The following is a 23,777-nucleotide window of genomic DNA, read 5'->3' as shown; positions in this document are numbered from 1 at the left end:
CCGCACCGACCCGTGACACCATCACCCCCGTGCTCGACATCGGCTACGCCCTCTCCAACCGCTTCCCGGACCCCCCGCAGACGGACTACCGTCGCGCGGACGTCCGTGCCCTCCGCCACGATCTGTTCTGCGGCGACGTCTATCTCGCCGACACCAAGGCGGACCGGGAGTTGTTCACAGCCTGGGGATGGGTGCCGGTGCTCGACTTCGCCTGGGCCCTGTGCGACATCGCGGAGCTGCTGGACCAGGACCCGGCCGGCTCCCGCGCCTCCCGCCCCCAGCACGCGGAACTGGACTTCACCGAGTCCACCGACCGCATGCTGTTCGAGCGCCGCTTCGGCTGGGTCGACATCGAGGCCGACTGGATGCGGGCGGAGGAGCCCCCGCTGACCTTCTCGCACGCCGAACTGCGCCGCGAGGCCCGCGACTTCCTGCATGACCTGATCGCCGACCTGATCGACCTGCACGAGGACCTGGCCGAGAACCCGGCGATCTGGACCCTCCAGGCCCGCTTTCCCAGACCGGCGTAGCCCAGCCGCGCGACGGACACGGACAACGAAGGAGCCCCATCCCGAACAACGTGGGATGGGGCTCCTGATCCGAGCGCCGGGCAGGCCTTGCACCTGCATCTCCCCGCAGGAAGCGGGACGTCTTTCCTTGGACCACCAACGCAACACCGACCACCGCGAGTTCCGGCGACCAGCTCGAGATTGATCATACCGCAGGCGTCCAGGCACCGCACACCAGCCGGCCACCAGCCCCCCTCCCTGAGCCCCCCGGCCCCGGGCCCTACTCCTCAGCCTCCACCCGCACCCCCACCGCCGCCGCCAGCACCGGCGCCAGATCCAGCAGCTGCGAAGGGCTGATCACCGCCCCGGCGAGCCGGTCCACCCCCCGCGTGATGTCCAGCTCGCCCGCCCTGCGCAGGTCCACGTCCGTCAGGGTCACCCCGGTGAGGTCCGCCCCCTTCAGCGCGCAGTCCACGAACTCCACCCGCTCCAGCCGGGCACCCCCGAAGTCCGGCTCGACCAGGACGCAGCCCTCGAAGACGACGTCTCTGAGCTTGGCCTTGCGCAGGTTCAGGTAGTCGATCTTGCCGCCGCGGATCACGACCCGCTCCAGCACGGCCCCGTGCAGCTGCACCCCGCCCAGCCGGGCGTCCACCAGTTCCACATCGCGCAAGGTCGACTCGGCGAGGTCGGTCCCGACACCGCGCGGGCCCGTGAGGACCGAGTCGAGGATGCGGGCGTGGTGCAGTCTCGTCTCGTCCAGGGCGCAGCCCCGCAGCGCGCAGTCCATGAAGCGGGCGCCCCCGCCGTCCTGTCCGGTGAGGTCCTCCTCCCGGAACTCCAGGCCGTCGTAGTCCCCGTCCGGCTCCAACTCCCCGTCCCGGAACGGCTCCAGCCGCGGCAGCCGCACCTCGGGCCGCCGCGCGCGCTTCACGCCGCCGCCCCTGCCCGGACCGCCCGCCGCGCCGGAACCGCCGCCCGCACCCATCGCTCGCCTCGCCATGCCCCCCATGCTGCACCCCACCACTGACAATCCCTCCGACCTGCACCGACACCCCGCCGACCTCGCCCCGACCCCGCACCCCCACCACCCCCATGTCACATTCCGGGCGCCCAGGACCGTCGTACTCACAGAACAGGGAAGCAAGGCCACCCCGAGCACGAGGGAGACCCCAGCCATGCACCGCATCACCGTCGTCGGCGGCGGCTTCGCCGGACTCACCGCGGCCATCACCGCCGCCGAGGCGGGCGCCAAGGTCACCGTCCACGAAGCGCACCACACCCTCGGCGGGCGGGCGAGGACCGCCGAGGGGCCGTACCGGACGAACGAAGGACCGCACGCCCTCTACAGCGGCGGCCCGCACTGGGCCTGGCTCAAGCAGCGGGACCTCATCGGGCCGCTCGCGCCGATCCCGCCCCTGGAGGCGGCCCGGCTGCGGCTGCGGCACCGGGGCGTCCTGCGCCGGACTCCGCCGTTCGCCATGCTCAAGCTGCTGCGGCGGGGCCTGCCGCAGGCGCCCGTGGACGTCGACTTCATGACGTGGGCCACCGGCATCGCCGGCGAGGAGGGCGCCCGTGCCGCCGCGCACTACTCCGCCGTCGCGCTGTTCCACCACGACCCCGGCGCCCTGTCGGCCGCGTTCGTGCAGGAGCGGCTGCGCCGGGCCACCAAGTTGCCGCCGGAGGCGCACTACCCGCGCGGCGGCTGGGCGACCATGATCGACCGGATGGCGGCCCGGGCGTGGAACCTCGGGGTGCGGATGGAGACCCTCTCCCGCATCGACAGCCTCGACGACCTGACGACCGACGCGCCCGTCGTCGTCGCGACCTCCCTCGACGCCGCCCGCCGCCTCTTCGGGGACGACTCGCTGACGTGGACCAGCGGGCGTACGGCACTCATCGACCTCGCCGTGCGCACCCGGCGCGGGGATGCCTTCGCCGTCTCCGATCTCGACGGGACCGGGTGGCTGGAGCGGTTCACCGCGCAGGACCGGTCACTGGCGCCGGCCGGGGAACAGCTGATCCAGGGACAGATCCCGATCGCCCCGCACGAGAACAGGGCGGCCGGCATCGCGCGTGCCGAGCAGCTCCTCGACCTCGGTTTCCCCGGCTGGCGCGAGCGGGTCACCTGGCGGCGCGAGTCCGTGGCGAGCGGCCGTACCGGGGCCGTCGACCTGCCCGGCACCAGCTGGCGCGACCGCCCGGCCGTCGACCGGGGCGACGGGCTCTACCTGGCGGGTGACCAGGTCGCCGCTCCGGGCGTCCTGTCCGAGGTCTCCTTCAACAGCGCGCTCACGGCCGTCTCCCTGGCCCTCGGCCGGAACACCCTTGACCTCAAGCAAGCTTGAGGTTGAAGGCTGCTTCTCGACAGCTTCCGAGCACATGGGCCCGTCCACGTGGCCCGTCTCATGGGGGATCTTGATGCACGCCATCCGACTGCACACCTTCGGCCCGGCCGAGAACCTCGCCCACGAGCAGGTCGCCGATCCCGTGCCGGGCCCCGGCCAGGTCCGGATCGCCGTGGCGGCGTCCGGCGTCCACCTGCTCGACACGGCCCTGCGCCAGGGCATCCAGGGCCCGGCGCCCGAGCCGCCGGCGCTGCCCACGATCCCCGGCCGTGAGGTCGCCGGAGTCGTCGGGTCCCTCGGTGAGGGCGTCGCGCGGCTCTGGCTCGGCAAGCGCGTCGTCGCCCACCTCGGATTCGCCCCGGGCGGCTATGCCGAACTCGCCGTCACGGACGTCGACCGCGTCCACGAGATTCCGGAGAACCTCGACTTCGCAGAGGCCGTCGCCATGATCGGGACGGGGCGTACGGCGATGGGGATCCTGCAGTTCGCCGAGCTCGGCCCGGACGCGGTGGCCCTGGTCCCGGCGGCGGCGGGTGGCATCGGCACGCTGCTCGTGCAGTACGCGAAGAACGCCGGCGCCGTCGTCGTGGGGCTGGCCGGGGGACCGGAGAAGGCGGCCCGGGTACGGGACAACGGCGCCGATCTCGCCGTCGACTACACGGACCCGGCGTGGCCCGGGAAGGTCCGCGCCTTCCTGGACGGCCGGGGTGCCACGGTCGTCTTCGACGGCGTCGGCGGCGACGTGGCCCGCGAGTGCGTCGCCCTGCTCGCGCCGGGCGGCAGGCACCTCGTCTTCGGCTGGTCCGGCCAAGGGCTGCACGACGGTGAGCCCTACCTGGTCGACGGCGTCTCCGAGAACGTCCTCGGCCCCGCGATGATGCGCCGGGCCGGCGGCCCCAGCCCCGTGCAGACCCTCGAACTGCGCGCTCTCGCCGAGGCCGCCGCGGGCCGTCTCACCCCGGCCGTGCAGCGCTTCCCGCTCGCCGAGGCGGCAGCCGCGCACCGCGCCCTCGAAACCCGTGCGACCACTGGAAAGGTGGTGCTGGAGCCGTGACCGGCCACAAGCACTCCCCAGATGCGATACGCCCTGAATCATGGTCTTCTGGCCGGGTGACCGTCACCCGAACGGGTGAACACGCCCGGGACGTCGACCCCCGCCGCTGGTGGGGTCTGGTGATCATCGCGCTCGCGCAGCTCATGGTCGTCCTGGACGCGACCATCGTGAACATCGCGCTCCCGTCCGCGCAGGAAGACCTCGGGATATCCGACGGCAACCGCCTGGGGGTCCCCTCACGCCTTTAAGGCAGTAGGGGAGGGTGATCACCGCCTACACCCTGGCCTTCGGCGGACTGCTCCTGCTCGGCGGCCGGATCGCCGACCTGGTGGGCCGCAAACGCACCTTCGTCATCGGCCTCGTCGGCTTCGCCGCCGCCTCCGCGCTGGGCGGTGCCGCCACCACCGCCGGCATGCTCTTCGGCGCCCGCGCCCTCCAGGGCGTCTTCGCCGCCGTACTGGCCCCGTCGGCCCTGTCGTTGCTGACGACGACCTTCACCGACCCCAAGGAGCGCGGCAAGGCCTTCGGCATCTACGGCGCCCTGGCCGGCAGCGGAAGCGCGATCGGGTTCATCGTCGGCGGTCTGCTCACCGAGTACCTGGACCGGCGCTGGTGCCTGTACGTCAACGTGCCCATCGCGGTGATCGCCGTCTTCGGCGCGCTGGCCCTGCTCAACGACAGCCCCGGCCACGCGGGCGCCCGCCTCGACGTGCCCGGCGTGCTGCTCGGCTGCGGCGGCCTGGTCGCCATCGTCTACGGGTTCGCCGAGGCGGAACCGCGCGGCTGGACCGACCCGCTGGTCCTGACCCTCTTCGTGGCCGGAGTCGTCCTTCTCGCCACGTTCGTGTGGTGGCAGACCAGGGCCCCGGTGCCCCTGCTCCCGCTGCACATCATCAAGGACCGCACCCGCGCCGGCTGCTTCCTCACCATGGCGCCGGCCGTCATCGGGATGTTCGGTCTCTTCCTCTTCATGACCTACTACCTCCAGGTCATCCTCGACTACTCGCCCATGATGACCGGCCTCGCCTTCCTCCCCCTCACGGCCGCGATCATCACCGGCTCCACCCAGATCGCCGCCCGGCTCCTGGACCATGTGGCGCCGCGCCTCCTCATGACCCCGGGCGCCCTGCTCGCCACGATCGGCATGGTGCTCCTGACCCGGCTGACGGTGCACTCCTCCTACGCGAGCGACATCCTGCCCGCGCTCATCCTCATCGGCCTCGGCATGGGCCTGATCTTCATGCCGGTCTTCGCGACGGCGACGGCCGGCGTGGCCCCGCAGGACTCCGGCGTGACCTCCGCGACCCTCAACACCTCGCAGCAGGTGGGCGGTTCGATCGGTACGGCCCTGCTCAACACCATCGCCACCACCAGCAGCGCCGCCCACATCACCGCCCACCTCACCGACCCGGCCCAGCGGGCCCTGGTCACCAAGGAGGGCATCGTGCACGGCTACACGGTCGCCATCTGGTGGGCCGCCGCCATCATGCTGCTGGCCGGTGTGGTCGCGGCCCTGATGGTGACGGCGAAACCCCCGAAAGACGGCGCCGCGCAGAAGGCGCCGATCCCGGAGTCGGTGGCCTGACAGCCGCCCCCGACCGGCCTCCACAAACGGGGGGAGGGACTCCGACGGACCGCGGAGCCCCTCCCCCACCCACCGCCCCGGCGGTGCCCGTGTCAGTGCCGCCCGGCCACCCGGTCCGCCACCCGGGCCAACCGCGACGACTCCCCCGCCCCGCTCACCCGCTCCCGCCGGTCGGCGGCACGGTAGGTGGCGTACAGGCCCTGCACACCGAGCCACCGGAACGGCTCCGGCTCCCACTTGCGGACCTTGTGCCCGACCCAGGGCAGGTCGATCAGTTCGGTCTGCAGGCCCTGTCCGGAGTCCAGTTGGACGAGATCGCGGAGCGTGCGCGCGGCGAGGTTGGCGGTGGCCACGCCCGAGCCGACGTAGCCGCCCGCCCAGCCGATCCCCGTCGACCGGTCCAGGGTGACGGTCGCGCACCAGTCGCGCGGTACGCCCAGGACGCCCGACCAGGCGTGGTCGACGCGCACCCCGGCCAGCGCCGGGAAGAACCCGACGAGGACCTCCCGCAGGGCCTCGATGGTCTCGGGCTGCGTGCGGCCGTCGTTGTCGGTGCGCGAGCCGAAGCGGTACGGCACCCCGCGCCCGCCCAGCGCGATCCGCCCGTCGGCGGTGCGCTGCGCGTACATGTAGGCGTGCGCCATGTCGCCGAGCGTCTCCAGGCCCGCCCAGCCCACCGACTCCCACTGCTCCGGCGACAGCGGCTCGGTGGCGATCATCGACGAGTTCATCGGCAGCCAGGTCCGCCGCTGGCCCTTGAGGCCCGCCGTGAAGCCCTCGGTGCAGCGCAGGACGTAGGGCGCACGGACGGTGCCGTACGGGGTGACCGCGTGCTTGGGCCTGATCTCCGTGACCGGTGTCAGCTCGTGGACCGTCACGCCCAGCGCCTCGACGGCCGCCGCGAGCCCCTTGACCAGCTTGACGGGGTGCAGACGCGCGCCGTGCGGCGTCCACGTCGACCCGACGGCGTCGGCCACCCGGATCCGCTCGGCGGTCTCGCGGGCGCCGTACAGCTCGCGGTCCTTCTCGCCGTACGACAGCTCGTGCGCGTGGAACTCCTTCAGCCGCGCCAACTGGGCCGGCGTACGCGCGACTTCGAGCACCCCGCCCTTGTGGATGTCGGCGTCGATGCCCTCTTCCGCGGCGGCCCGTACGACCTCGTCGACGGTGTCGTTCATGGCGCGCTGCAGCCGTACGGCGGCCTCGTGGCCGTGCAGCTTCGCGTACCGGTCGCGGCCCGCGATGCCGTTGTACAGCCAGCCGCCGTTGCGTCCGGAGGCGCCGTAGCCGCAGAACTTCTGTTCCAGGACGGTGATCCGCAGGAAGGGGACGGCCTTCTTGAGGTAGTACGCCGTCCACAGTCCCGTGTACCCGCCGCCGACGATCACCACGTCCGCGGAGGTGTCCCCCGCGAGCGGCTCACGCACCGAGGGGAGGCCGTCGTGCGCGTACCAGAAGGAGATGGCGCCGTTCACGGCACCGTTGACCGAGCTGCTCATGGGAGGACGTTAATTCGCGTGAGCCGATTCCGGCAGCCCAGTAGGGTCCGCAAAGTGATCGACATTCCTCAGGAGCTCGCCGCATCACAGCAGGAGTACAACGGTGAGGCGGGCCGCGCCTTCATCGCCGGACTCCCGGACCTGACGGCCGGATTCCTCGACCGCTGGGACCTGACGGTCGACGGACGGCCGATGCACGGGGTCAGCGCCCTGGTCCTGCCCGTGACCCGCCGGGACGGCACCCGGGCCGTGCTGAAGCTGCAACTCCTCGACGAGGAGAGCGAGGGCGAGCCGGTCGCCCTGCGCCTGTGGGACGGCGACGGGGCGGTACGCCTCCTCGACCACGACGAGGCCACCGGCACCATGCTCCTCGAACGCCTCGACTCGTCCCGCATGCTCGCGCACCAGCCGGACATCCACGAGTCGGTCCAGGTCATCGCCCGTCTGCTGGCCCACCTCACGTCCTTCACCGCCCCGGCCGGCCTGCGCCGCCTCGGCGACATCGCGCAGGACATGCTGGAGCAGACGCCCCGGGCGCTGGAACGCATCCCGGACCCGGAGGCCCGCCGTATCGTCGCCGACTGCGCAGCCGCCGTACGCGAAGTCGTCGACGAGCCCGGCGACCGCCTGCTGCACTGGGACCTCCACGACGAGAACGTCCTCGCCTCCGCTCGCGCCCCCTGGCTCGCCATCGACCCCAAACCCCTCGCCGGCGACCCGGGCTTCGAACTGTGGCCCGCCCTCGCCAACCGCTTCGACGCCGACGACATCCGCTGGCGCTTCGACTCCATGACCGACGTCCTCGCCCTGGACCGCGCACGCGCGCGTGCATGGACGTACGGCCGACTCCTGCAGAACTCCCTCTGGGACATCGAGGACGGCCGCCCGCTGGACGAGGAACAACTGGAAATCGCCAGAAGGCTGCGCCCGCCGCGCGGCTGACCGACCGCAGCCCTCAGCTCACCCACGCGGCGGACGCCGCCACCGCCTTCAGTTCCTGGGCGACCGCGTCACCGATCATCTCGGCGTCACCGGCGCGCAGGTGGCTGACGACGGTGAGGGTGTAGGCGTCGGCGGTGTGCACGAGGCAGAGGTTCGCCGTGCCGGGTGGGGACAGCTGCGGCAGGGGAACGATGCGGGCCAGCGGGCGGCCGTGCAAGCGGCTGGGGTTGTCCCGCCACTTGAACGCGGTGCACAGGCTCGTGGTGAGCTCGGGGCGGGCCAGCCGCTCGGCCATCACCCCGGCCAGCCACGGCACGGTCCGTGCGGCGCCCTTCAGCGCGGGAAGGAACGCGCGGTGGGCGTCGCAGCGGCGGTCGAACCCCGCGACCTCGTCCTGGCACGCCTGCAGCCGCGCCACCGGGGACTCGACGTCGACGGGCAGCGGCATCCGCAGTGCGGTGACTCCGTTGCCGAGTTGGCCCGCGTTCTGGCGGGTCCGCAGGTCGACCGGCACGGTGGCGTAGAGCGGGGTCGGTGCCTTCGGCCAGGTCCGCAGGGGCCCGTAGCAGGCGTGGAGGGCACCGGCGTACGCGCTCAGCAGCAGTTCGTTGAGGGTCGCTCCGCGCCCGCCGGCCGGCTGGCGTCGGGCGGCCCGCATCACCTGCGGGTCGAGCTCGACCACGGCCACCGAGGGCCGCAGGTCGGGCACCGCGGGCAGGGGCTGGCCGGGGAACCCGATGCGCCGCAACTCCCGGTACACCGTGGCGGCTCCGACGCGCGGCCGCTGTCGTACGACCGCCGCGGGGTCCGCCCCGGCGGGGACGCCGGCCCGTGGGGAAACGGCGTCGTCCATCAGCAGCCGGAACAGCGTCTCCAGGGATCTGCCGTCCAGCAGCGCGTGATGGGCGAGCAGCACGATGCCCTGCCGCGTGACCAGCAGCCGCCACAGGGGCCGTTCGGGCGGCAGCAGGTCGCTGACACCGTCGGTGAGCAGGGACCGCAGGTCCTGGTCGGTGGCGCTGACGTGCACCCCGGGATCGAACGGCCGGGCCGTCCGCCACCGGTGGCCCGACAGCGCGGCCGGCCCGCCGGGACGCCCGAGCACCAGGCTCATCCGGTCCAGCCCGCCCCACCGGTCGCGGACCCGGGACCGCACCTGCGCCAGGTCGAACGGCTCACCGGGAAACACCGCGGCGATGCCGATCGTCCCCGGCATCCCGTTGCGCAGGTGCCCTTCCTCGACAGCGGTCAGCCGCATGCTCCACAACCTCTCGTGCTCTCGTGATCAACCGCGGGGTGAGTCGAACACGACACAGGCGTTGTGACCGCCGAAGGCGAAGCTGTTGCTGAGCACCGGCCCGTCCAGGATCTTGCGCGGCTCACCGGTGACCACGTCCAGTTCGCACCGGGGATCCAGCCGCGTCAGATGGGCGGTCGGAGGCGCGAGCCCTTCCCGCACCGACCAGGCCGTGATCACGGCCTCCAGCGCTCCCGCCAGCCCGAGCCCGTGCCCGGTCACCGCCTTGGGCGCGGTGACCGGCACCGCACGGGGACCGAACAGGGCGGCGATGGCCTGCGCCTCCGCGAGGTCGTTCAGCTCGGTGCCGGTGCCGTGCGCGTTGACGTGGGTGACGGCGTCGGCCGTCGTACCGGCGTCGGCGAGCGCCTGCTCCATGCACGCCCGCGCCCCCGCACCGTCGGGATGCGGTGCCGTGAGGTGGTGGGCGTCGGAGGTACGTCCGTATCCGGTCAGCGTGGCGTAGATCCGGGCACCCCGCGCGCGGGCGAGGTCCAGCCGCTCCAGCACCAGGAACGCCGCCCCTTCCGCGAGGACGAAACCGCGCCGCCCGATGTCGAACGGCCGTGACGCGGACGCGGGATCGTCGCACTCGGTGACCATGGCACCGGCCCGCCCGAAGGCCAGCGCGGTCGTGGGCGTCAGCGGGCTGTCATGGCCCCCCGCCACCACCACGTCGGCGCACCCCGCCCGGATCATCTGCATCGCCTCACCCACCGCATGCGTGCCCGAGGCACAGGCGGTGGAGATCGTCAGGCTGGGCCCGGTGATACGGAGGCGGGCACTGACCCAGTACGCGCCCGCGTTGTTCATCAGCCGGGGCGCGTAGAGCACGTCGGGATGCCCGATGCCGTTCTCCTGGCTGATCACCCCGCCGTACCCGGTACCGGTGACCACGGCCCGCCGCCCGGGACCGACATGCAGCCCCCCGGCGTCCTCGACGGCGTCCACGGCCGCGCACACGGCCAGCTGCACCGACCGGTCCGCCCGCCGTACCTCCTTGGGCGCGAGGTAGCCGGTGGGGTCGAAGTCGGTCATCGGACACGCGGGGTAGCGGACCGCGCCCTCGTCGTCGAACGCGTGCAGCCGCGTCGCCGAACGGCACTGCACGAGGCTCTCCCAGAGCGCCGCCGGGCTGGCTCCGGCCCCGCAGCGGACTCCCAGGCCGGTGACGGCGACCGCGGGTCGGCCGGTCATCGGGCGAGGGTGTTGCGGGCGTCAGGGGTACGCATCCGCACGATGAGGTCGGCGACATCACCCACGGTGGACACCGCGGCCTTGTCGGTCCCCCGCAGGGACACCCCGAACAACTCCTCCGACGCCGCCTCCAGTTCGGTGATGTCCAGGCTGTCGGCTCCCAGGTCGGCGACCAGCCGGGCCTGCGGGACCACCGCCTCCGGCGGCACCGACATCACCCGCGCGCACAACGGGCGCAGCGCTTCCCATACGTCGCCGTGTTCCGCTACGCCGCCGTGTTCCGCTTCCATGCAACTGCCTCCATCTCCTGGTGCCGTCAGGGCACTGACGGCGTCGCCATCCGGGCCCATGTCTCGAACTCCGTGACGACCGCCTCCGCAAGCCGTCCCGCGTCGTTCGGGCGCAGGTTGCACACCACGGTGAGCGTGAACGCGTCCCCCGCCTGGGCCAGGGTCAGGCTGACGGTGCCCGGGTACTGCAGGGGCGGCAGCCCGACCGTGCGCACCAGCCGGCGGCCCTGGAAGGTGCTCGGCCCGCCCGGCCACTTCATGGCCGTGGTCGCGGTCGCCGCGAAGCAGGAGTGCCGGCCGCGGCCGGCCAGAAACCTGGTGACCCAGGAGCCCGTCCGGCGAACCGCTTCTGCGGCGGGGAACAGCACCTTCGCGTGGACGGCGGCCCGGTCGGGGACGGTGGCCATCGCGGCCTGACACGCCCGCAGCCGCGCCACGGGACCTTCCACATCGACGGGCAGCGGCACCCGGACCACCGTGAGGGTGTTCCCGAGTTCCCCCGTGTTCGCGCGACTGCGCAGGTCACACGGTACGGCCGTGTAGACGGGCTCGTCCCGCTGCCGCCACCGCCGCACCGGACCGTACTGCGCGCGCAGCGCCCCGGCCACGGCGCCCACCAGCAGCTCGTTCAGCGTCGCGCCACGGCCGTCGGCCGGCTGCCGGCGTGCGGATCGGACCATGTGCGCGGGCAGTTCCGTCACCGCGACCGAGGAGCACGTCTGCCCCGGCGGCCGCATCGGCAGGGCCTGCCCCGCGGCCGTCATCGTCCTGAGCTCGCGGCCCGCCGCCAGCAGCCCGGTCCGCGCGAGGGGCACCGACCGGGCCGGCTCCCGCGCCGTCACGGGGCCGTCCATCAACGAGCGCAGCAGCGTCGCCAGGGAACGCCCGTCCAGCAGCGCGTGCTGGGCCACGAGCGCCAGGGCGAAGTCACCGCCGTGCGTCGCGTCCGCAACGACGAAGAGCCGCCAGGGCGGCACCCCGCCGGCGAGGGGCCGGTCCACACTCTCCGCCCACAGGTCGTCCAACTTGTGCCGCGCCACGGCGACATGCGCGACGGGATCGAACGGCCCCGGTACGACCCACCGCATACGCCCGGGCCGCCCGAACAGCTCCTGCCGTGCCGCCGCGCCGGCGCCCTCCGGACCGTCGAGCACGCAGTTCATCCGCTCCAGGTCCGCCCACCGCTCGGCGACGCGGGCCCGCACCTGATCCACGTCGGGCTGCTCACCGGAGAGGACCACCGCCAGGCCGATGACGCCCGGACACCCGTTGAACAGCAGCATCTCGTCGGCATAGGACAGTCTCATGCGGTCTCTCCGGCTCGTAGTCCAAACGCCCGCCCCGTGATGGAGCGGGCGTCGAACCGAACTCTTCGTACGGTCTACTTGAGCGCTCCGCTGTTGCAGCCCATGTCCGAGCCGAGGTGGCTGGGCTGCGCGCCCGGGGAGCCTTCGCCGTTGAGGGCGTTGCCCAGCGCGCCGTTGATGAGACCGAGGCTGCCGAGGACGTCGATGTTCATGTCGTGCGAGCGGCACTCGATGCCCTGCGTGATGTCGAGGTCGTGAGCCTGCCCCTCACCGTGGGCGAAGGCGGTGCCGACACCGAAGGAGCCGACACTGCCGAGGACGGCGCCCATGAGGGCGACCTTCTGAAGCTTGCGCATTTCTTCTCCGTTGGTCGAGCGGAAGTGGGGTGCAGCAGAACGCTGTGGAGCGGTGGAGATCTACGGAACGACTGTCAGCCGAGCCGGGGCAGACCCAGCTGGCCCACCGGAGGCGCCGCGACCTGGCCGAGGCCGAGCCCGGGCACCTGCGGAGCGCTGGCCGGCGAGATCAGCGGGTTGATGAGCGGGTTCACCTCAGGGTTCACCTGCGGGTTCACCTGCGGCGCGACCTTCGGCGCGGGCTCCGGGTTGAAGACCTGCGGAGCGGAGACCTGCGGAGCGACCTGCGGCATCACCTGCGGCGCCGTCTGCGGGGTGACCTGCGGCACGACCTGCGGAACGGACGGCTGCGCGGCGGCCGGCGCCGAGGACTGCGGCGAGCCGGAGGCCTGCGCGTAGCCGCCCGAGGTGGCCGAGGCGGAGGCGTAACCGCTCTGCTGCTGCGGGGCCGGAGCGGGCGCCGGGGCAGGCGCCGGGGGCGCGTAGTGGGGTGCCGGCTGCGGACGCGTGACCTGGGCGGTGCCCGTCGACCTGGTCACCGCAGTCGCCTGCGGAGCACTCTGCTGGGGCGGCGCGTACTGCGGAGCCGGTGCCGGGGCGTACTGGGGCGCCGCGTACTGCGGAGCCGGTGCCGGGGCGTACTGAGGTGCCTGGTACTGAGGAGCGGGCGCCGGTGCGTACTGGGGCGCCGCGTACTGGGGAGGAGGCGCCGGAGCGTACTGAGGCGCCTGATACTCAGGAGCGGGCGCCGGAGCACCGCTGTACCCGACGGGATAGTCGGCGGCCTCGCTGACGCCGGCGCCGATGGCGGTCAGACCGCCGGCCGCTGCTACTACGAGCGCGGCCTTGTGAAGCTTGCGCATGGAACCCTCGGCCCTTCATTACCTGTACAGGGAAATCCGTTGTATTCAGTGCAGTCATGCGTGCGCTCAGTCTGATATTCGTACTGCGCCCTTACAGGGGTAATGCCTGAGCTGTCATGTGGACTTCACGCCGGAGCAGGCAGCGGATCCCGTTGCCTCTCTCTGATTCCAGATCGCTGCCCTCTCCCAGCTGGCAACGACTTTTCTCCGGCCAAGTCACGGGATCGGGATTTCCGTCACTCCATTGCCATCGATCCGATAAAAGGCTCTGCGGCTTGTCGACGAATAACACCCTCTGGCAAACGGGTGACCACGCGCCGACTCACGTGACCGGCCCGGCATTTGGCTCGTTGCCCCCACAGGGTCAGAGCGGTGGTCCATCACAGCCGCATTTCCATACGTTCCATGCACAGGTCAATGAAGGGCCGGGGTTCCATGCGCAAGCTTCATCAGGTCGCGCTCGTCGTAGCAGCAGCCAGTGGTCTGTCGGCCATCGGAGTCGCGCCCAGCGTCGCCGGCGACGTGCCCCTCGGGTACGGCGGTGCTCCGGCACCCGTTGGACAGCCGGACACCCAGGCCGCCTCGTGGACGCGCTCGCAGGCGACCGCGCAGTCCTCCAACTCGCCGACCGCGCACCGGCAGGCGGCCCCGGGTCCGCAGCACGGCGCCGAAGTCAGCCCGCAGCTCAACCCCCAACTGAGCCCGAAGATCAGCCCGCAGGTCAACCAGCAGCCCGCCGCGGCGCCGGCCGGCCCGGTGGAGCAGGCCAACCTGTTCCGCCCGTACCAGGAGTGCAGCCCGCAGTCCGTGCTGAACGCGGCCGTCCCGGTCGCCGTCCTCGCGGCCGCCGAGTCCCGCGGCGTCGACTGCGACCAGGCCAACAGCCAGGCGAACTCCTTCGCCCACGCCCAGTCGCGCTAGGGCGCGCGGCTCGGGGAACTCAACGAGCCGCTGTGACCAGCACTTTCACTTCACGCCACGGTTGGCGATGCGGCTTCCGGGTGCTTCTGCCACGAGATCACGAGCCCCGGCGTGCCTCCGGGACATAACGGGATACTTCGTATTAATCTTCCGTAACTGTACGAAGTCGATCTCCTACAGATCGCACCCACCTCACTCCACCGGAGATGACATGCACAAGCTTCGCAAGGCTGCCGTCGTGGCCGTTGCCATCGGCACCGTCGGACTCCTGGGCGCCGGGACGGCCACCGCCGACGGCCACGGCGGCAAGGACGGCGGCAAGTTCAGCGTCCTGCAGAGCTCCAACTGCAAGTCGCACGACCTGAACGTCGACGTCCTCGGCCAGGTCGGCGTGCTCAACGGCCTGCTGGGCAGCGCGCTCAACGGCGAGGGCGACCCGGGCGCGCAGGACACCCACCTGGGCTCGTCGATGGGCTGCAACAACAGCGCCTTCTGATCCAGGCACTGACGGTCGCCTAGTCGACCGAAGCGGGAAACAGGTCCCGGTACCGAGCCTCAGGGCCCGGTACCGGGACTCTTTTTCGCGTCACGCATACGCACCGCAATTCTCCCCGAATTCTCCGCGACCACTTACAACAATATGAATTTACTATCCATCGGCCAAGATGGTGAGACTTTCCCTGATTCGGGCGTGCCGCTGATTTCTGCGAAATATTTCCTATTAGCCTCCGTAACTGTTCGAAGTCGATCTCCCAGAGATCGCACCCACTCCACTCCACCGGAGATGAATATGCACAAGCTCCACAAGGCCGCCGTCCTGGTCGCCGCTCTCGGGAGCGTCGGACTCCTGGGCGCCGGCGTCGCCCACGCCGACGGAGGCGGCTGGGGCCAGAAGGACAAGGGCACGGGCTCGAGCTTCAGCGTCCTGCAGAGCAGCAACTGCAAGTCGCACGACGCCAACGTGGACATCCTCGGCCAGGTCGGCATCGCGAACGGCCTGGGCGGCAACCTGCTGAACGGCGAGGGCAACCCCGGCACGCAGGAGACCGGCCTGGGCTCGTCCATGGGCTGCAGCAACACCGTCGGCGGCAAGTGACGTAGCGCCGCACGCCTCCCCCGGTGCCCCGGCCCCAGGCCGGGGCACCGGTCTTTTTCCGGCCGGACACGGCCCCGGAAAGAACGAAATGCCGGACCGGGCTCATGCCCGGTCCGGCATCGTGTGCTCGCGCCTCGTACAGCGCCTCAGAAGTCGAATTTGGGGAGCTTGACGCCCTTGGGCAGCTTCGCCCGGTTGTTGCATTCCACGACCGGCCCGCTCGTGGTGGACCCGCCCTCCAGCATGCGGTCCTCGGGAAGCGCGAAGCGCGGCCGCTCCGTCGTCGAGCAGTCGTGCTTCTGCTTGACGACATAGCCGTTGCGCTTGTCGTTGCGGACGACCTCGCTCTTCTTGACGCAGACGATGTCCCCCTGCGCGGTGAGCGTGCAGGCACCCTTGGGGTCGTCGTCGGCATACGCCGGCGCGGCACCGCTGTAGATCACGGCGAGAGCCCCGAGGATCCCCGAGACGGTTGCGATCTTCTGTCGACCGATCATGTACGGCGTTCCTTTGCAAGGAGAAGGTCGGATACGGAAACTGCTGCAGCCCGGACGCGCACCCTGATGGGTCTGCCGCGCGTCCGGGCTGCATTTGCTAAGGGTGTTGTCCAGCACACCGTCGAAAACAGCTCGATCCGGTCCAGGAGCTGGAGGTTCGGATCGCGCGATATGCATAACGGTGTTCCGACGGATTTCGATGCGCCCGTCGCGACGCTCCGAGGCGATGCCCTAAGGGGCCGACTGCGGCTCGCAGTTGGGAGCCGCCCGCCCCGCGGTGGTCACGACGACATTCGCAGTGCCCTGAAACTCGCGCACCGAACCCTCGGGACTTCCTTACTGAGCGGCGTACGGAGCGGAGTACTCGCCGTAGCCGTACTCCGGCGCGGCGGCCTTGGGAGCGGCCTCCGGCGCGACCTGCGGAGCAGCCTGCGGAGCAGCCTCGGGAGCGGCCTGCGGGGCAGCCTGCGCCTTGTCGGCCGGAGCACCCCACGTGGCAACGGCGTTGGCCGTCGAGGTGGACACCGCGGAGACGATCTGACCGTCAAAGCCGTCGCCCTCGTGAGCGAAGGCACTGCCGGCGGCACCGAAGGCGGACAGACCTGCGACCGCTGCGGCTACGACCGCAACGCGCTGAAACCTGCGCATAGTTTGACCCTTTCTTCCCGGGCACGAAGCCCTGGTTTGACTACTTAATGTGAGCATATACAAACGAACCGTAGCAATTTGGGACCTTTAACCCTTCCTTGTGTCGTGTCGGCATACGAAACGGCGGATGGCCGGACCGGGTTGACCCGGTCCGGCCATCCGCCGGTTGAAGCTCAGCCCAGGATGCGGGAAAGCAGCGGGCTGGCGTCGTTCGTGTCACTGGTGTCGGAGGCCGGCACGGGCGCCATTTCGGCGCAGGTGATGTGGGGGCCGATCCGCGTCTGCCCGTTGGACAGAAGGCCGGGATTGGGCAGGGTCAAGGGCTGGGTGGGCTGGCAGTTCACCGACCGGCGGACGACGAACCCGTCACCCTCGGGGGTCTGCCCCTGGACCTGCTGGGTGCAGATGATGTTGCCCTGGGAGTCGAGCGAGCAGACGCCCGGGCCCGCCGCGTGAGCCTGGCCGGCGCCGAGACAGGTCATGGCAAGGCCACCGAGAAGCCCGGTGACAGCCGCGATCTTCTTTCCGTTGAACATGTGTTGCGTCTCCTTTTGCGGGGGGTGCCCGAGCGCAATACACCGCGAACCGGCCGCGCCGTGCCCTCGGGAAATCGGAGATACGGGCCACCGCGTCCGGTCCATGTCCAGGACGTTCGGGGCCGTTTCGCTTACGAAGTGAAGGACCGACCAGAGGGTGACTGGTCCTCGGGGGACCAACCGCTCATCGGTGCGCCGGAGTTCAGGACAGCAGCGAACGCATACGGGCCCAGGGAGCGGCCTCGCGCTCCGGGCAGCCGCACATGAACGGGCCCCTTCGGGGGTGACCCCGAAGGGGCCCGCGGAAGGCGTCGCGCACGACTATGCCGCCGACCTCAGCCAGTGAAGGCGTTGTTGAACTGGCCGCAAGTGGTGTCGAAGGTCTCGGACAGACCGAGCACCGCAACCGGGATGGAGGCCTCGCCAACAGTCTGCGGGCTGCACTCCTGGTAGGGGCGGTAGAGGTCGGACACGCTCGGCCCGCTCTCGTAGGCGACACCGGTACCGGCACCGATGGCGGACAGGCCGCCGGCCGCCGCTGCGACGATCATGACCTGGTGAAGCTTGCGCATGGAACCCTCGGTTTTCATTACATGTACATTGAGGCTGATTGCCTACTGTGACTGAACGAACACTAGCAGTAGCGATGCTAATCCACGTTTGGGCATGTCCCGTGTCCCAGAGGGGACATGGGGGCATTCGGAGGTGTATTCGCGAACCGGCGAAGTCGCTCGGCGGGCGAATGAAATGAGGGGATGAAAAACGAACCGCGGGGCGGTGTCATCGACAACCGCCCCGCTGATTGAGCCCCCTGTCGGATTCGAACCGACGACCTGCTGTTTACAAGACAGCCGCTCTGGGCCAGCTGAGCTAAGGAGGCCTGCACGCGCCGTCACGCACGCGCCCGTGCAGTGTACCCAGGTTCCGAGTGGGCCCTGTCGAAAATTTCCGCGAAGTTCACATGCCCTCGGGTACTGACAGATCAGGCGAACGCCAGGTACCGTCCAGAGCCAGTCCGCACATGTGGACTAAACCAACCACCTTCCTACAACGGATCGTCCGGCACGTTCCTGCCGGTAGAAGGGGGCCCATCACCATGGCCACTGTCTCGTTCGACAAGGCGACCCGGATCTACCCGGGTTCCGAGAAGCCCGCTGTTGACGCGCTCGACATCGAGATCGAGGACGGGGAGTTCCTCGTTCTGGTCGGCCCGTCCGGCTGCGGCAAGTCCACCTCGCTCCGGATGCTCGCGGGGCTCGAGGACGTGAACGCCGGCGCCATCCGCATCGGTGACCGCGACGTCACGCACCTGCCGCCGAAGGACCGGGACATCGCCATGGTGTTCCAGAACTACGCGCTGTACCCGCACATGACCGTCGCCGACAACATGGGCTTCGCGCTCAAGATCGCCGGCGTGCCGAAGGCCGAGATCCGCCAGAAGGTCGAGGACGCGGCGAAGATCCTCGACCTCACCGAGTACCTCGGCCGCAAGCCGAAGGCGCTCTCCGGCGGTCAGCGCCAGCGTGTCGCGATGGGCCGCGCGATCGTGCGTGAGCCGCAGGTCTTCCTCATGGACGAGCCGCTGTCCAACCTGGACGCCAAGCTCCGTGTGTCGACCCGTACGCAGATCGCCTCGCTGCAGCGCCGTCTCGGCATCACCACCGTCTACGTCACCCACGACCAGGTCGAGGCCATGACGATGGGTGACCGCGTGGCGGTCCTCAAGGACGGTCTCCTCCAGCAGGTCGACACCCCGCGCAACATGTACGACCGCCCGGCCAACCTCTTCGTCGCCGGCTTCATCGGCTCCCCGGCCATGAACCTGGTCGAGGTCCCGATCACCGACGGCGGCGTGAAGTTCGGCAACTCGGTCGTCCCGGTCGACCGCGACGCGCTCGCCGCCGCCACCGACAAGACCGTCACCGTCGGCGTCCGTCCCGAGCACTTCGACGTCGCCGGCGCCGACTCGGACCAGGGCCTCGCGGTCACCGTGAACGTCGTCGAGGAGCTCGGCGCCGACGCGTACGTCTACGGCACCGCCAAGGTCGGCGGCGACGACACCAAGGACCTCGTCGTCCGCGTCAGCGGCCGTGACGTCCCGGAGAAGGGCAGCACGCTGCACGTCGTCCCGCGTGCGGGCGAGAGCCACGTGTTCGCGACCTCCACGGGCGCGCGGCTCTCCGACTGAGACGCGCCGACTGTCCGACGTAAAGGCAGCACAACCCCGGGTAATTCACCCAGGTTGACGAAGAGGGCCCCGCAGAGCGCTGCGGGGCCCTCTTCGTTGTCGACAAATACCCCGGCATACCCGGCCATTTCGAGTGCTGTACGTCAACAGGCTGCAAGGGAAAAGGCACCTCTTCGTCCCCCGAAACGGTGACCAAATGTCGCCATATCAGTACTGAACGCTACCCTCACTCGCGTGAAGCACTCCACCATCCAACAGACACGACGCGGCCAGCGGGGCCCCGCCCGCCAGCTCGGCCGCACTCTCGCCCTCGTCCTGCCCGTCGTCCTGGTGCTCTCCGGGACGCTCGCGGTCACCCGGGTCAACTGGTCGGGGAACCCCTCGGACTCGGTCCTGACCGCGACCGACGTCTCGAGCGCGCGTGACACCAAGAACGCCGCTCCGCGCGCCCCTCAGGACGTGCTGCGCGACCAGCTCCTGACCGAGCTGCAGGAGGAGGACCCGGGCGTCGCCCTCACCCACCTCCAGCAGGCCGTGCACGACCGTCCGTCGCTGGGGCAGCACTGCGCCTCGATCGCCCGTGCGCTGGGGCGTGCGGCGGTCCGTGTGTACGGGCCGACGCGTGCGCAGTCGTTTGCCCGGCCCGTGTGTGACACGGCGTTCGCGTCAGGGGTCGCGGCGATGCACGGCTAGCCATCCCCTTTCGGAGAACACTCCGCTTCCGGACCGTAACGGCTGATTAAGGAACGGTTGCAGGTGAATGCCGTGAGCGGGGCGCCGCGTACAGTTCGGTCATGACTGATCCGAACGCCGCGTCCCGCCCCGTTCAAGCCGTCATCCTGGCCGGCGGCCAGGGTTCCCGGCTGCGTCCGTACACCGACGACCGGCCCAAGCCGATGGTGGAGATCCCCGGTACGGGGATGCCGATCATCGGCCATCAGCTCGCCTGGCTCGCGGAGGAGGGCGTGACCGACGTGGTGGTCAGCTGTGGGCATCTCGCCGAGGTGCTGCAGGACTGGCTGAAGTCGGCCGAGCTGCCGGTGCGGGTCACGACCGTCGTGGAGACGGAGCCGCTCGGGCGGGGCGGTGGTCTGAAGTACGCGGCGGCGCATCTGCCGCATCCGGAGCGGCCCTGGTACGCGACCAACGGTGATATCTGGACCCGGTTCTCGCTGCGCGACATGGCGGACTTCCACGCGGAGCGGGACGCGGTCGCGACGTTGGCGCTTGCGCGGCCCCGGATTCCCTGGGGGGCGGTGAAGACGGACGGCTTCGGGCACATCACGGACTTCATCGAGGCGCCGCCGTCGACGTTCGAGATCAACGCGGGCGTGTACGTCTTCTCCCCCGCCTTCTCCGACCTCCTCCCCGAGCGCGGCGACCACGAGCGCACCACCTTCCCCCACCTGGCCCGCGAACGCCGCCTGGCCGGGTTCCCGATCCCGCAGGGCGCGTACTGGCGCGCCATCGACACGGCGAAGGACCTGACCGAGGCGGCGAAGGAACTGGCTGCGCTGGGGCGTTGATGCCTGCGGCGGCCTGTGGCTGTTTCGGTGGGGGTGCGCGTAGCGCCTGCGGGTGCGTGGTGGGTCGGGGCCGTGCCGGGGGGTGTCCCCTTACCGCCGTGGGCGACTACGGCGCCGCGAGGGTACGCCACCACCACGGCCACTCCGCCGGTCTCTTTCAAGCGCCGGTCCAGGCATTCCAGGCGGAGCCCCCTGGCGGGGGCGAGGAGCGCGTGGTGTGGCGATGGGCCCCGCACATGAAGTGTGTGCGGGGCCCATCGGGGTTGTGCTGGTCCGGGTCAGCCGGTGAGCTAGGGGGCGAGTAGGGGGCCCACCGGCAGGGTTACCCCAACAGGCCGCCCACCAGCCCCGGTTCGTCCGTGTCGGAGCCACCCGTGGAGCCGCCGCCGGAGGAGGGCCCCCCGGAGGTCGGGCCGGTGCTCGTGCTCGGCGCCTCGTCGGCCGGAGTCGACTGCTGCGGCGGGGCCTGCCCCCCGGTGCCCTGCGTCTGGCTGGGCGTACCCGCCCCGGCGCTGCCGGTGTCACTGGTGGCGCCCGGCGTCGTCGCGGCGCCGGACGGCGTGGCCGACCCCGACGTGGCGCCCTGCGTGGGCGAGTTGGAGGCCGACGGCGTCTTCTTGTGCCGCTGGCCGGGCTCCTGCGGCAACGGCGAGCCCGGCAGTTCGTTGCGCGGGGCCTCGCCGGGGCCGGGGACGACGACACGGTCGGCGTCTCGGACCGCGCCGCCGAGCAGCGAGCCGATGAGGAGGGTCAGGCCGGTGACGATCACCGTGACCAGGGCGCCGCGGCGCAGGACGTAACTGCGCAGCTCCCAGATGTCGGCGCGAGGGCCGAGGCGGCGCCAGGCCCTGCCCGCGAGGCGGCCGTCGATCGAGTAGACCGGGGCTCCGGCGATGATCAGCGGGGACCAGGCGGCGAGGTAGATGATGTCGGGGGTGTCGTAGGCCGGGACGCTCTTCCAGCTGACGGTGACCAGGAGCGCGGCAGACAACAGCGCGCCCGTCACCGCGGCGACCCGCTGCCAGCATCCCAGAACCGTGAGGACGCCCACGATGACCTGGAAGAAGGCGATGACCAGGCCGGAGCCGACGGGGTGTTCCAGGGCGAACTGGCGGAGGGGCTCGGCCACTTCCCACGGATGCAGGGTGTTGAGCCACTTCACCATCGAGCCGCGCTTGCCGCCGTCGAAGTAGACGGGGTCGCAGAGCTTGCCCATGCCGGCGTAGATGGAGATGAAGCCGAGGAAGACGCGCAGGGGGAGAAGGACGACGCCGAGGTTCATGCGGCGGCCGGGGTAATAGGCGTGCCGGGCCGGGTCGTCACCGCCGCCGGGCCGCTTGAGGGGCGTGTCGGTTGCGTGCGTGCCGTGCGGGTCTTCCTCGAACTCCTCGTCGTCGTAGACGAGTTCCTCGTCGTATGCGCCCTCGACCGTGCGCATGTTGGGGAGGAGCCGGGTTTCGAGGGATTCGTGCGTGCGTTGGGGGCCCACGATCGGCGTTTCGACGGTCCGTGAGAACTCGTCGTCGTAGCCGTCGTCGTAGCCGCCCCCGTCGTAGCCGTCGTAGCCGCCGACATCGACCCGCGGGATGACCTGGGTGGCTCCGCCGAGGCCGGGGGCCGGCTCTTCGCCGTGGCGGACGCTGCCGTCCCGCACGGCCTGGAGCAGGCGGTGGGCGCCGGTGTCGTCGGGCGCGGACGTGCCGTTCCAGACGGCGACTCTGCGCCGGGCGCCGGGGGCCGCGGCCGCTCTGCCGGCCGCGCCCATGGCGGGGATGCGGGCGGTGTCCTCGGTGGCGCTCAAGTGCCGTGCGATCCTGGGGGATTTGGTGCGCCCGGTCGACGCGCCCAGCAGCACGCGGAAACTCGCGTGATTGACGATGATCTGCGCCGGATCGCTCGGCACCTTCACCATGCTCAGCGCGGGAGCGTCGTCGTAACCCGACGAGCGGTCCCCCGTGGGTGTGCGGGGTGTTCTGGTGTCCACGCTCAACTAACCGAGTGATGTGTGGTTAGGACACTGCCTTGACGGGCCGGATCTGTCCGGACCCCGTCAAGGATGCGCAGGTCGCACCACTGTCACCAGAATTAACCCGCACGGGTGACGCCGCGGATGCCTGTTCAGGCGCGTCGGCGAGCCGCCTCGTAGAGGACGATCCCGGCCGCCACACCGGCGTTGAGCGACTCGGCTCCGCCCGGCATCGGGATGCGTACGCGGTAGTCGCACGTCTCGCCGACCAGGCGGGACAGGCCCTTGCCCTCGCTGCCCACGACGATGACGACCGGGCCGTCCAGGGCCTCCAGGTCACCGAGTTCGGCCTCACCGTCGGCGGCGAGGCCGACGACCGCGATGCCCGCCTTCTTGTACCCCTCCAGGGCGCGGGTCAGGTTCGTGGCGCGGGCGACCGGGGTGCGGGCCGCCGTGCCGGCGGACGTCTTCCAGGCGCCGGCCGTCATGCCGGCCGCTCGCCTCTCCGGTACGACGACGCCGTGGCCGCCGAAAGCGGAGACCGAGCGGACCACGGCACCCAGGTTGCGCGGGTCCGTCACGCCGTCGAGGGCGACGATGAGCGGGTCCTCGCCGTCGTCGTAGGCGGCGCTGGCCAGGTCCTCGGGGTGCGCGTACTCGTACGGCGGGACCTGGAGGACCAGGCCCTGGTGGTTGAGGCCGTTCGTCATGCGGTCCAGCTCGGGGCGCGGGGCCTCCATGAGGTTGATGCCGCCGCGCTCGGCGGCGAGCTGGAGGGCCTCGCGGACGCGCTCGTCGTTGTCGATGAACTGCTGGACGTAGAGGGTGGAGGCCGGGACGCCCTCGCGCAGTGCTTCGACGACCGGGTTGCGTCCTACGACCATCTCGGACGTGCCCTTGCCGCCGCGGCCGCGCGGTGCGGGACGGCGCGCGGCCTGCTTCGCCTTGGCGTTCGCGATGCGGTTCGCCTTGTGCTTCTTGCGCATCTCGGCGGGCGGGGTCGGGCCCTTGCCCTCGAGACCCTTGCGCCGCTGGCCGCCACTGCCGACCTGCGCGCCCTTCTTGCCGGACATGCGGCGGTTGTTCGCGGCCATGACCTACCTGTCTGTCGTGAAGCGTTCGTATGTACGTCTATGCAGTGTGCCGTCCGGA

The 23,777-nt window shown here is 70.9% G+C and carries 24 protein-coding genes, 1 tRNA gene and 1 pseudogene; 11 read left to right on the top strand and 15 right to left on the bottom strand.

The features are described 5' to 3' along the window. The first annotated feature begins 29 nt into the window (after nt 1-29). Complete coding sequence (locus OG331_RS27445) at nt 30-530, top strand: hypothetical protein (protein WP_406200857.1); 501 nt, start codon at nt 30-32, stop codon at nt 528-530. A gap of 259 nt (nt 531-789) precedes the next feature. On the opposite strand, the gene OG331_RS27440 is transcribed toward OG331_RS27445, so the two are convergent. Next, complete coding sequence (locus OG331_RS27440) at nt 790-1,443, bottom strand: pentapeptide repeat-containing protein (protein ID WP_406210310.1); 654 nt, start codon at nt 1,441-1,443, stop codon at nt 790-792. Between the two features lie 244 nt (nt 1,444-1,687). Between OG331_RS27440 and OG331_RS27435 the strand changes: the two genes are divergently transcribed. The 3 genes and pseudogenes from OG331_RS27435 (at nt 1,688) to OG331_RS27425 (ending at nt 5,496) form a co-directional block, all read left to right on the top strand. Further along, nucleotides 1,688-2,857: an NAD(P)-binding protein gene (locus tag OG331_RS27435; RefSeq protein WP_406200854.1), complete on the top strand. Its 1,170-nt coding sequence runs from the start codon at nt 1,688-1,690 to the stop codon at nt 2,855-2,857. Between the two features lie 73 nt (nt 2,858-2,930). Further along, on the top strand, nt 2,931-3,911 hold the full coding sequence (locus OG331_RS27430) for a zinc-binding dehydrogenase (RefSeq protein ID WP_406200852.1): 981 nt from the start codon (nt 2,931-2,933) through the stop codon (nt 3,909-3,911). Between the two features lie 119 nt (nt 3,912-4,030). Beyond that, nucleotides 4,031-5,496 (top strand): annotated as a pseudogene (locus tag OG331_RS27425) (MFS transporter). Nucleotides 5,497-5,588: 92 nt separating this feature from the next. On the opposite strand, the gene OG331_RS27420 reads toward OG331_RS27425, so the two are convergent. Continuing rightward, a complete protein-coding gene (locus tag OG331_RS27420) occupies nt 5,589-6,995 on the bottom strand; it encodes an NAD(P)/FAD-dependent oxidoreductase (protein WP_406200850.1) in 1,407 nt (468 codons plus the stop codon). An 18-nt stretch (nt 6,996-7,013) separates the two neighbouring features. Here OG331_RS27420 and OG331_RS27415 point away from each other — a divergent pair, with 18 nt between their 5' ends. Further along, the gene (locus OG331_RS27415; RefSeq protein ID WP_406200848.1) at nt 7,014-7,937 is read left to right on the top strand and encodes an aminoglycoside phosphotransferase family protein; all 924 of its coding nucleotides are present in this window, start codon (nt 7,014-7,016) and stop codon (nt 7,935-7,937) included. Between the two features lie 13 nt (nt 7,938-7,950). On the opposite strand, the gene OG331_RS27410 is transcribed toward OG331_RS27415, so the two are convergent. From OG331_RS27410 to OG331_RS27385, 6 genes are all read right to left on the bottom strand, one after another. Further along, nucleotides 7,951-9,195, bottom strand: a complete 1,245-nt coding sequence (locus OG331_RS27410) for a wax ester/triacylglycerol synthase domain-containing protein (RefSeq protein ID WP_406200845.1) — start codon at nt 9,193-9,195, stop codon at nt 7,951-7,953. 27 nt (nt 9,196-9,222) lie between these two features. Then, on the bottom strand, nt 9,223-10,431 hold the full coding sequence (locus tag OG331_RS27405) for a beta-ketoacyl-[acyl-carrier-protein] synthase family protein (protein ID WP_406200842.1): 1,209 nt from the start codon (nt 10,429-10,431) through the stop codon (nt 9,223-9,225). Further along, nucleotides 10,428-10,721 carry an acyl carrier protein gene (locus OG331_RS27400; protein ID WP_362388271.1) on the bottom strand — a complete coding sequence of 98 codons (294 nt, stop codon included), beginning with the start codon at nt 10,719-10,721 and terminating at the stop codon, nt 10,428-10,430. The genes OG331_RS27405 and OG331_RS27400 overlap by 4 nt, the downstream gene beginning before the upstream one ends. Nucleotides 10,722-10,747: 26 nt before the next feature. Continuing rightward, complete coding sequence (locus OG331_RS27395; protein WP_406200840.1) at nt 10,748-12,028, bottom strand: WS/DGAT domain-containing protein; 1,281 nt, start codon at nt 12,026-12,028, stop codon at nt 10,748-10,750. A 74-nt stretch (nt 12,029-12,102) separates the two neighbouring features. Further along, complete coding sequence (locus tag OG331_RS27390) at nt 12,103-12,384, bottom strand: hypothetical protein (protein WP_406200838.1); 282 nt, start codon at nt 12,382-12,384, stop codon at nt 12,103-12,105. Between the two features lie 74 nt (nt 12,385-12,458). Next, entirely contained in the window at nt 12,459-13,247 is a 789-nt protein-coding gene (locus OG331_RS27385; RefSeq protein WP_365058413.1) for a hypothetical protein, read from the bottom strand. A 435-nt stretch (nt 13,248-13,682) separates the two neighbouring features. Between OG331_RS27385 and OG331_RS27380 the strand changes: the two genes are divergently transcribed. The 3 genes from OG331_RS27380 (at nt 13,683) to OG331_RS27370 (ending at nt 15,264) form a co-directional block, all read left to right on the top strand. Further along, on the top strand, nt 13,683-14,168 hold the full coding sequence (locus OG331_RS27380) for a hypothetical protein (protein ID WP_406200835.1): 486 nt from the start codon (nt 13,683-13,685) through the stop codon (nt 14,166-14,168). Nucleotides 14,169-14,379: 211 nt separating this feature from the next. After that, the gene (locus OG331_RS27375; protein ID WP_328426779.1) at nt 14,380-14,664 is read left to right on the top strand and encodes a hypothetical protein; all 285 of its coding nucleotides are present in this window, start codon (nt 14,380-14,382) and stop codon (nt 14,662-14,664) included. A gap of 294 nt (nt 14,665-14,958) precedes the next feature. Next, on the top strand, nt 14,959-15,264 hold the full coding sequence (locus OG331_RS27370) for a hypothetical protein (protein ID WP_328880821.1): 306 nt from the start codon (nt 14,959-14,961) through the stop codon (nt 15,262-15,264). Between the two features lie 146 nt (nt 15,265-15,410). On the opposite strand, the gene OG331_RS27365 is transcribed toward OG331_RS27370, so the two are convergent. The 5 genes from OG331_RS27365 to OG331_RS27345 form a co-directional block, all read right to left on the bottom strand. Next, a complete protein-coding gene (locus OG331_RS27365) occupies nt 15,411-15,761 on the bottom strand; it encodes a hypothetical protein (protein ID WP_406200832.1) in 351 nt (116 codons plus the stop codon). 336 nt (nt 15,762-16,097) lie between these two features. After that, nucleotides 16,098-16,409, bottom strand: coding sequence for a hypothetical protein (locus OG331_RS27360; protein WP_406200829.1), 312 nt, complete (start codon nt 16,407-16,409; stop codon nt 16,098-16,100). 173 nt (nt 16,410-16,582) lie between these two features. After that, on the bottom strand, nt 16,583-16,945 hold the full coding sequence (locus OG331_RS27355) for a hypothetical protein (RefSeq protein WP_406200827.1): 363 nt from the start codon (nt 16,943-16,945) through the stop codon (nt 16,583-16,585). Nucleotides 16,946-17,280: 335 nt separating this feature from the next. Next, a complete protein-coding gene (locus OG331_RS27350; protein WP_328426772.1) occupies nt 17,281-17,517 on the bottom strand; it encodes a hypothetical protein in 237 nt (78 codons plus the stop codon). Between the two features lie 233 nt (nt 17,518-17,750). Then, nucleotides 17,751-17,825 (bottom strand) — tRNA-Thr (locus OG331_RS27345). A 216-nt stretch (nt 17,826-18,041) separates the two neighbouring features. Here OG331_RS27345 and OG331_RS27340 point away from each other — a divergent pair. From OG331_RS27340 to OG331_RS27330, 3 genes are all read left to right on the top strand, one after another. Next, a complete protein-coding gene (locus OG331_RS27340; RefSeq protein WP_328880817.1) occupies nt 18,042-19,133 on the top strand; it encodes a sn-glycerol-3-phosphate ABC transporter ATP-binding protein UgpC in 1,092 nt (363 codons plus the stop codon). A 234-nt stretch (nt 19,134-19,367) separates the two neighbouring features. Next, complete coding sequence (locus OG331_RS27335) at nt 19,368-19,826, top strand: hypothetical protein (RefSeq protein ID WP_406200824.1); 459 nt, start codon at nt 19,368-19,370, stop codon at nt 19,824-19,826. Between the two features lie 101 nt (nt 19,827-19,927). Further along, nucleotides 19,928-20,659 (top strand): NDP-sugar synthase, encoded by a 732-nt coding sequence (locus tag OG331_RS27330; protein ID WP_406200822.1) that lies wholly within the window; start codon nt 19,928-19,930, stop codon nt 20,657-20,659. Nucleotides 20,660-20,981: 322 nt separating this feature from the next. On the opposite strand, the gene OG331_RS27325 is transcribed toward OG331_RS27330, so the two are convergent. Both OG331_RS27325 and rlmB read right to left on the bottom strand, forming a co-directional pair. Beyond that, on the bottom strand, nt 20,982-22,643 hold the full coding sequence (locus tag OG331_RS27325; protein ID WP_406210307.1) for a DoxX family membrane protein: 1,662 nt from the start codon (nt 22,641-22,643) through the stop codon (nt 20,982-20,984). Nucleotides 22,644-22,777: 134 nt separating this feature from the next. Next, entirely contained in the window at nt 22,778-23,719 is a 942-nt protein-coding gene (gene rlmB / locus OG331_RS27320) for a 23S rRNA (guanosine(2251)-2'-O)-methyltransferase RlmB (RefSeq protein ID WP_406200820.1), read from the bottom strand. Nucleotides 23,720-23,777: the final 58 nt, after the last annotated feature.

This window comes from Streptomyces sp. NBC_01017 (assembly GCF_045162795.1).
Classification (GTDB): Bacteria; Actinomycetota; Actinomycetes; order Streptomycetales; family Streptomycetaceae; genus Streptomyces; species Streptomyces machairae.
Note: the sequence above shows the minus strand (reverse complement) of the source record. Positions and strands in the feature narration are given on the sequence as shown.

What these genes read in the sequence shown, in the direction of transcription:
- OG331_RS27435 (WP_406200854.1), top strand. Translation starts at nt 1,688, where the DNA reads ATGCACCGCATCACCGTCGTCGGCGGCGGCTTCGCCGGACTCACCGCG.
- OG331_RS27430 (WP_406200852.1), top strand. Translation starts at nt 2,931, where the DNA reads ATGCACGCCATCCGACTGCACACCTTCGGCCCGGCCGAGAACCTCGCC.
- OG331_RS27420 (WP_406200850.1), bottom strand. Translation starts at nt 6,995, where the DNA reads ATGAGCAGCTCGGTCAACGGTGCCGTGAACGGCGCCATCTCCTTCTGG.
- OG331_RS27410 (WP_406200845.1), bottom strand. Translation starts at nt 9,195, where the DNA reads ATGCGGCTGACCGCTGTCGAGGAAGGGCACCTGCGCAACGGGATGCCG.
- OG331_RS27405 (WP_406200842.1), bottom strand. Translation starts at nt 10,431, where the DNA reads ATGACCGGCCGACCCGCGGTCGCCGTCACCGGCCTGGGAGTCCGCTGC.
- OG331_RS27400 (WP_362388271.1), bottom strand. Translation starts at nt 10,721, where the DNA reads ATGGAAGCGGAACACGGCGGCGTAGCGGAACACGGCGACGTATGGGAA.
- OG331_RS27395 (WP_406200840.1), bottom strand. Translation starts at nt 12,028, where the DNA reads ATGAGACTGTCCTATGCCGACGAGATGCTGCTGTTCAACGGGTGTCCG.
- OG331_RS27390 (WP_406200838.1), bottom strand. Translation starts at nt 12,384, where the DNA reads ATGCGCAAGCTTCAGAAGGTCGCCCTCATGGGCGCCGTCCTCGGCAGT.
- OG331_RS27385 (WP_365058413.1), bottom strand. Translation starts at nt 13,247, where the DNA reads ATGCGCAAGCTTCACAAGGCCGCGCTCGTAGTAGCAGCGGCCGGCGGT.
- OG331_RS27380 (WP_406200835.1), top strand. Translation starts at nt 13,683, where the DNA reads ATGCGCAAGCTTCATCAGGTCGCGCTCGTCGTAGCAGCAGCCAGTGGT.
- OG331_RS27375 (WP_328426779.1), top strand. Translation starts at nt 14,380, where the DNA reads ATGCACAAGCTTCGCAAGGCTGCCGTCGTGGCCGTTGCCATCGGCACC.
- OG331_RS27370 (WP_328880821.1), top strand. Translation starts at nt 14,959, where the DNA reads ATGCACAAGCTCCACAAGGCCGCCGTCCTGGTCGCCGCTCTCGGGAGC.
- OG331_RS27365 (WP_406200832.1), bottom strand. Translation starts at nt 15,761, where the DNA reads ATGATCGGTCGACAGAAGATCGCAACCGTCTCGGGGATCCTCGGGGCT.
- OG331_RS27360 (WP_406200829.1), bottom strand. Translation starts at nt 16,409, where the DNA reads ATGCGCAGGTTTCAGCGCGTTGCGGTCGTAGCCGCAGCGGTCGCAGGT.
- OG331_RS27355 (WP_406200827.1), bottom strand. Translation starts at nt 16,945, where the DNA reads ATGTTCAACGGAAAGAAGATCGCGGCTGTCACCGGGCTTCTCGGTGGC.
- OG331_RS27350 (WP_328426772.1), bottom strand. Translation starts at nt 17,517, where the DNA reads ATGCGCAAGCTTCACCAGGTCATGATCGTCGCAGCGGCGGCCGGCGGC.
- OG331_RS27340 (WP_328880817.1), top strand. Translation starts at nt 18,042, where the DNA reads ATGGCCACTGTCTCGTTCGACAAGGCGACCCGGATCTACCCGGGTTCC.
- OG331_RS27330 (WP_406200822.1), top strand. Translation starts at nt 19,928, where the DNA reads ATGACTGATCCGAACGCCGCGTCCCGCCCCGTTCAAGCCGTCATCCTG.
- rlmB (WP_406200820.1), bottom strand. Translation starts at nt 23,719, where the DNA reads ATGGCCGCGAACAACCGCCGCATGTCCGGCAAGAAGGGCGCGCAGGTC.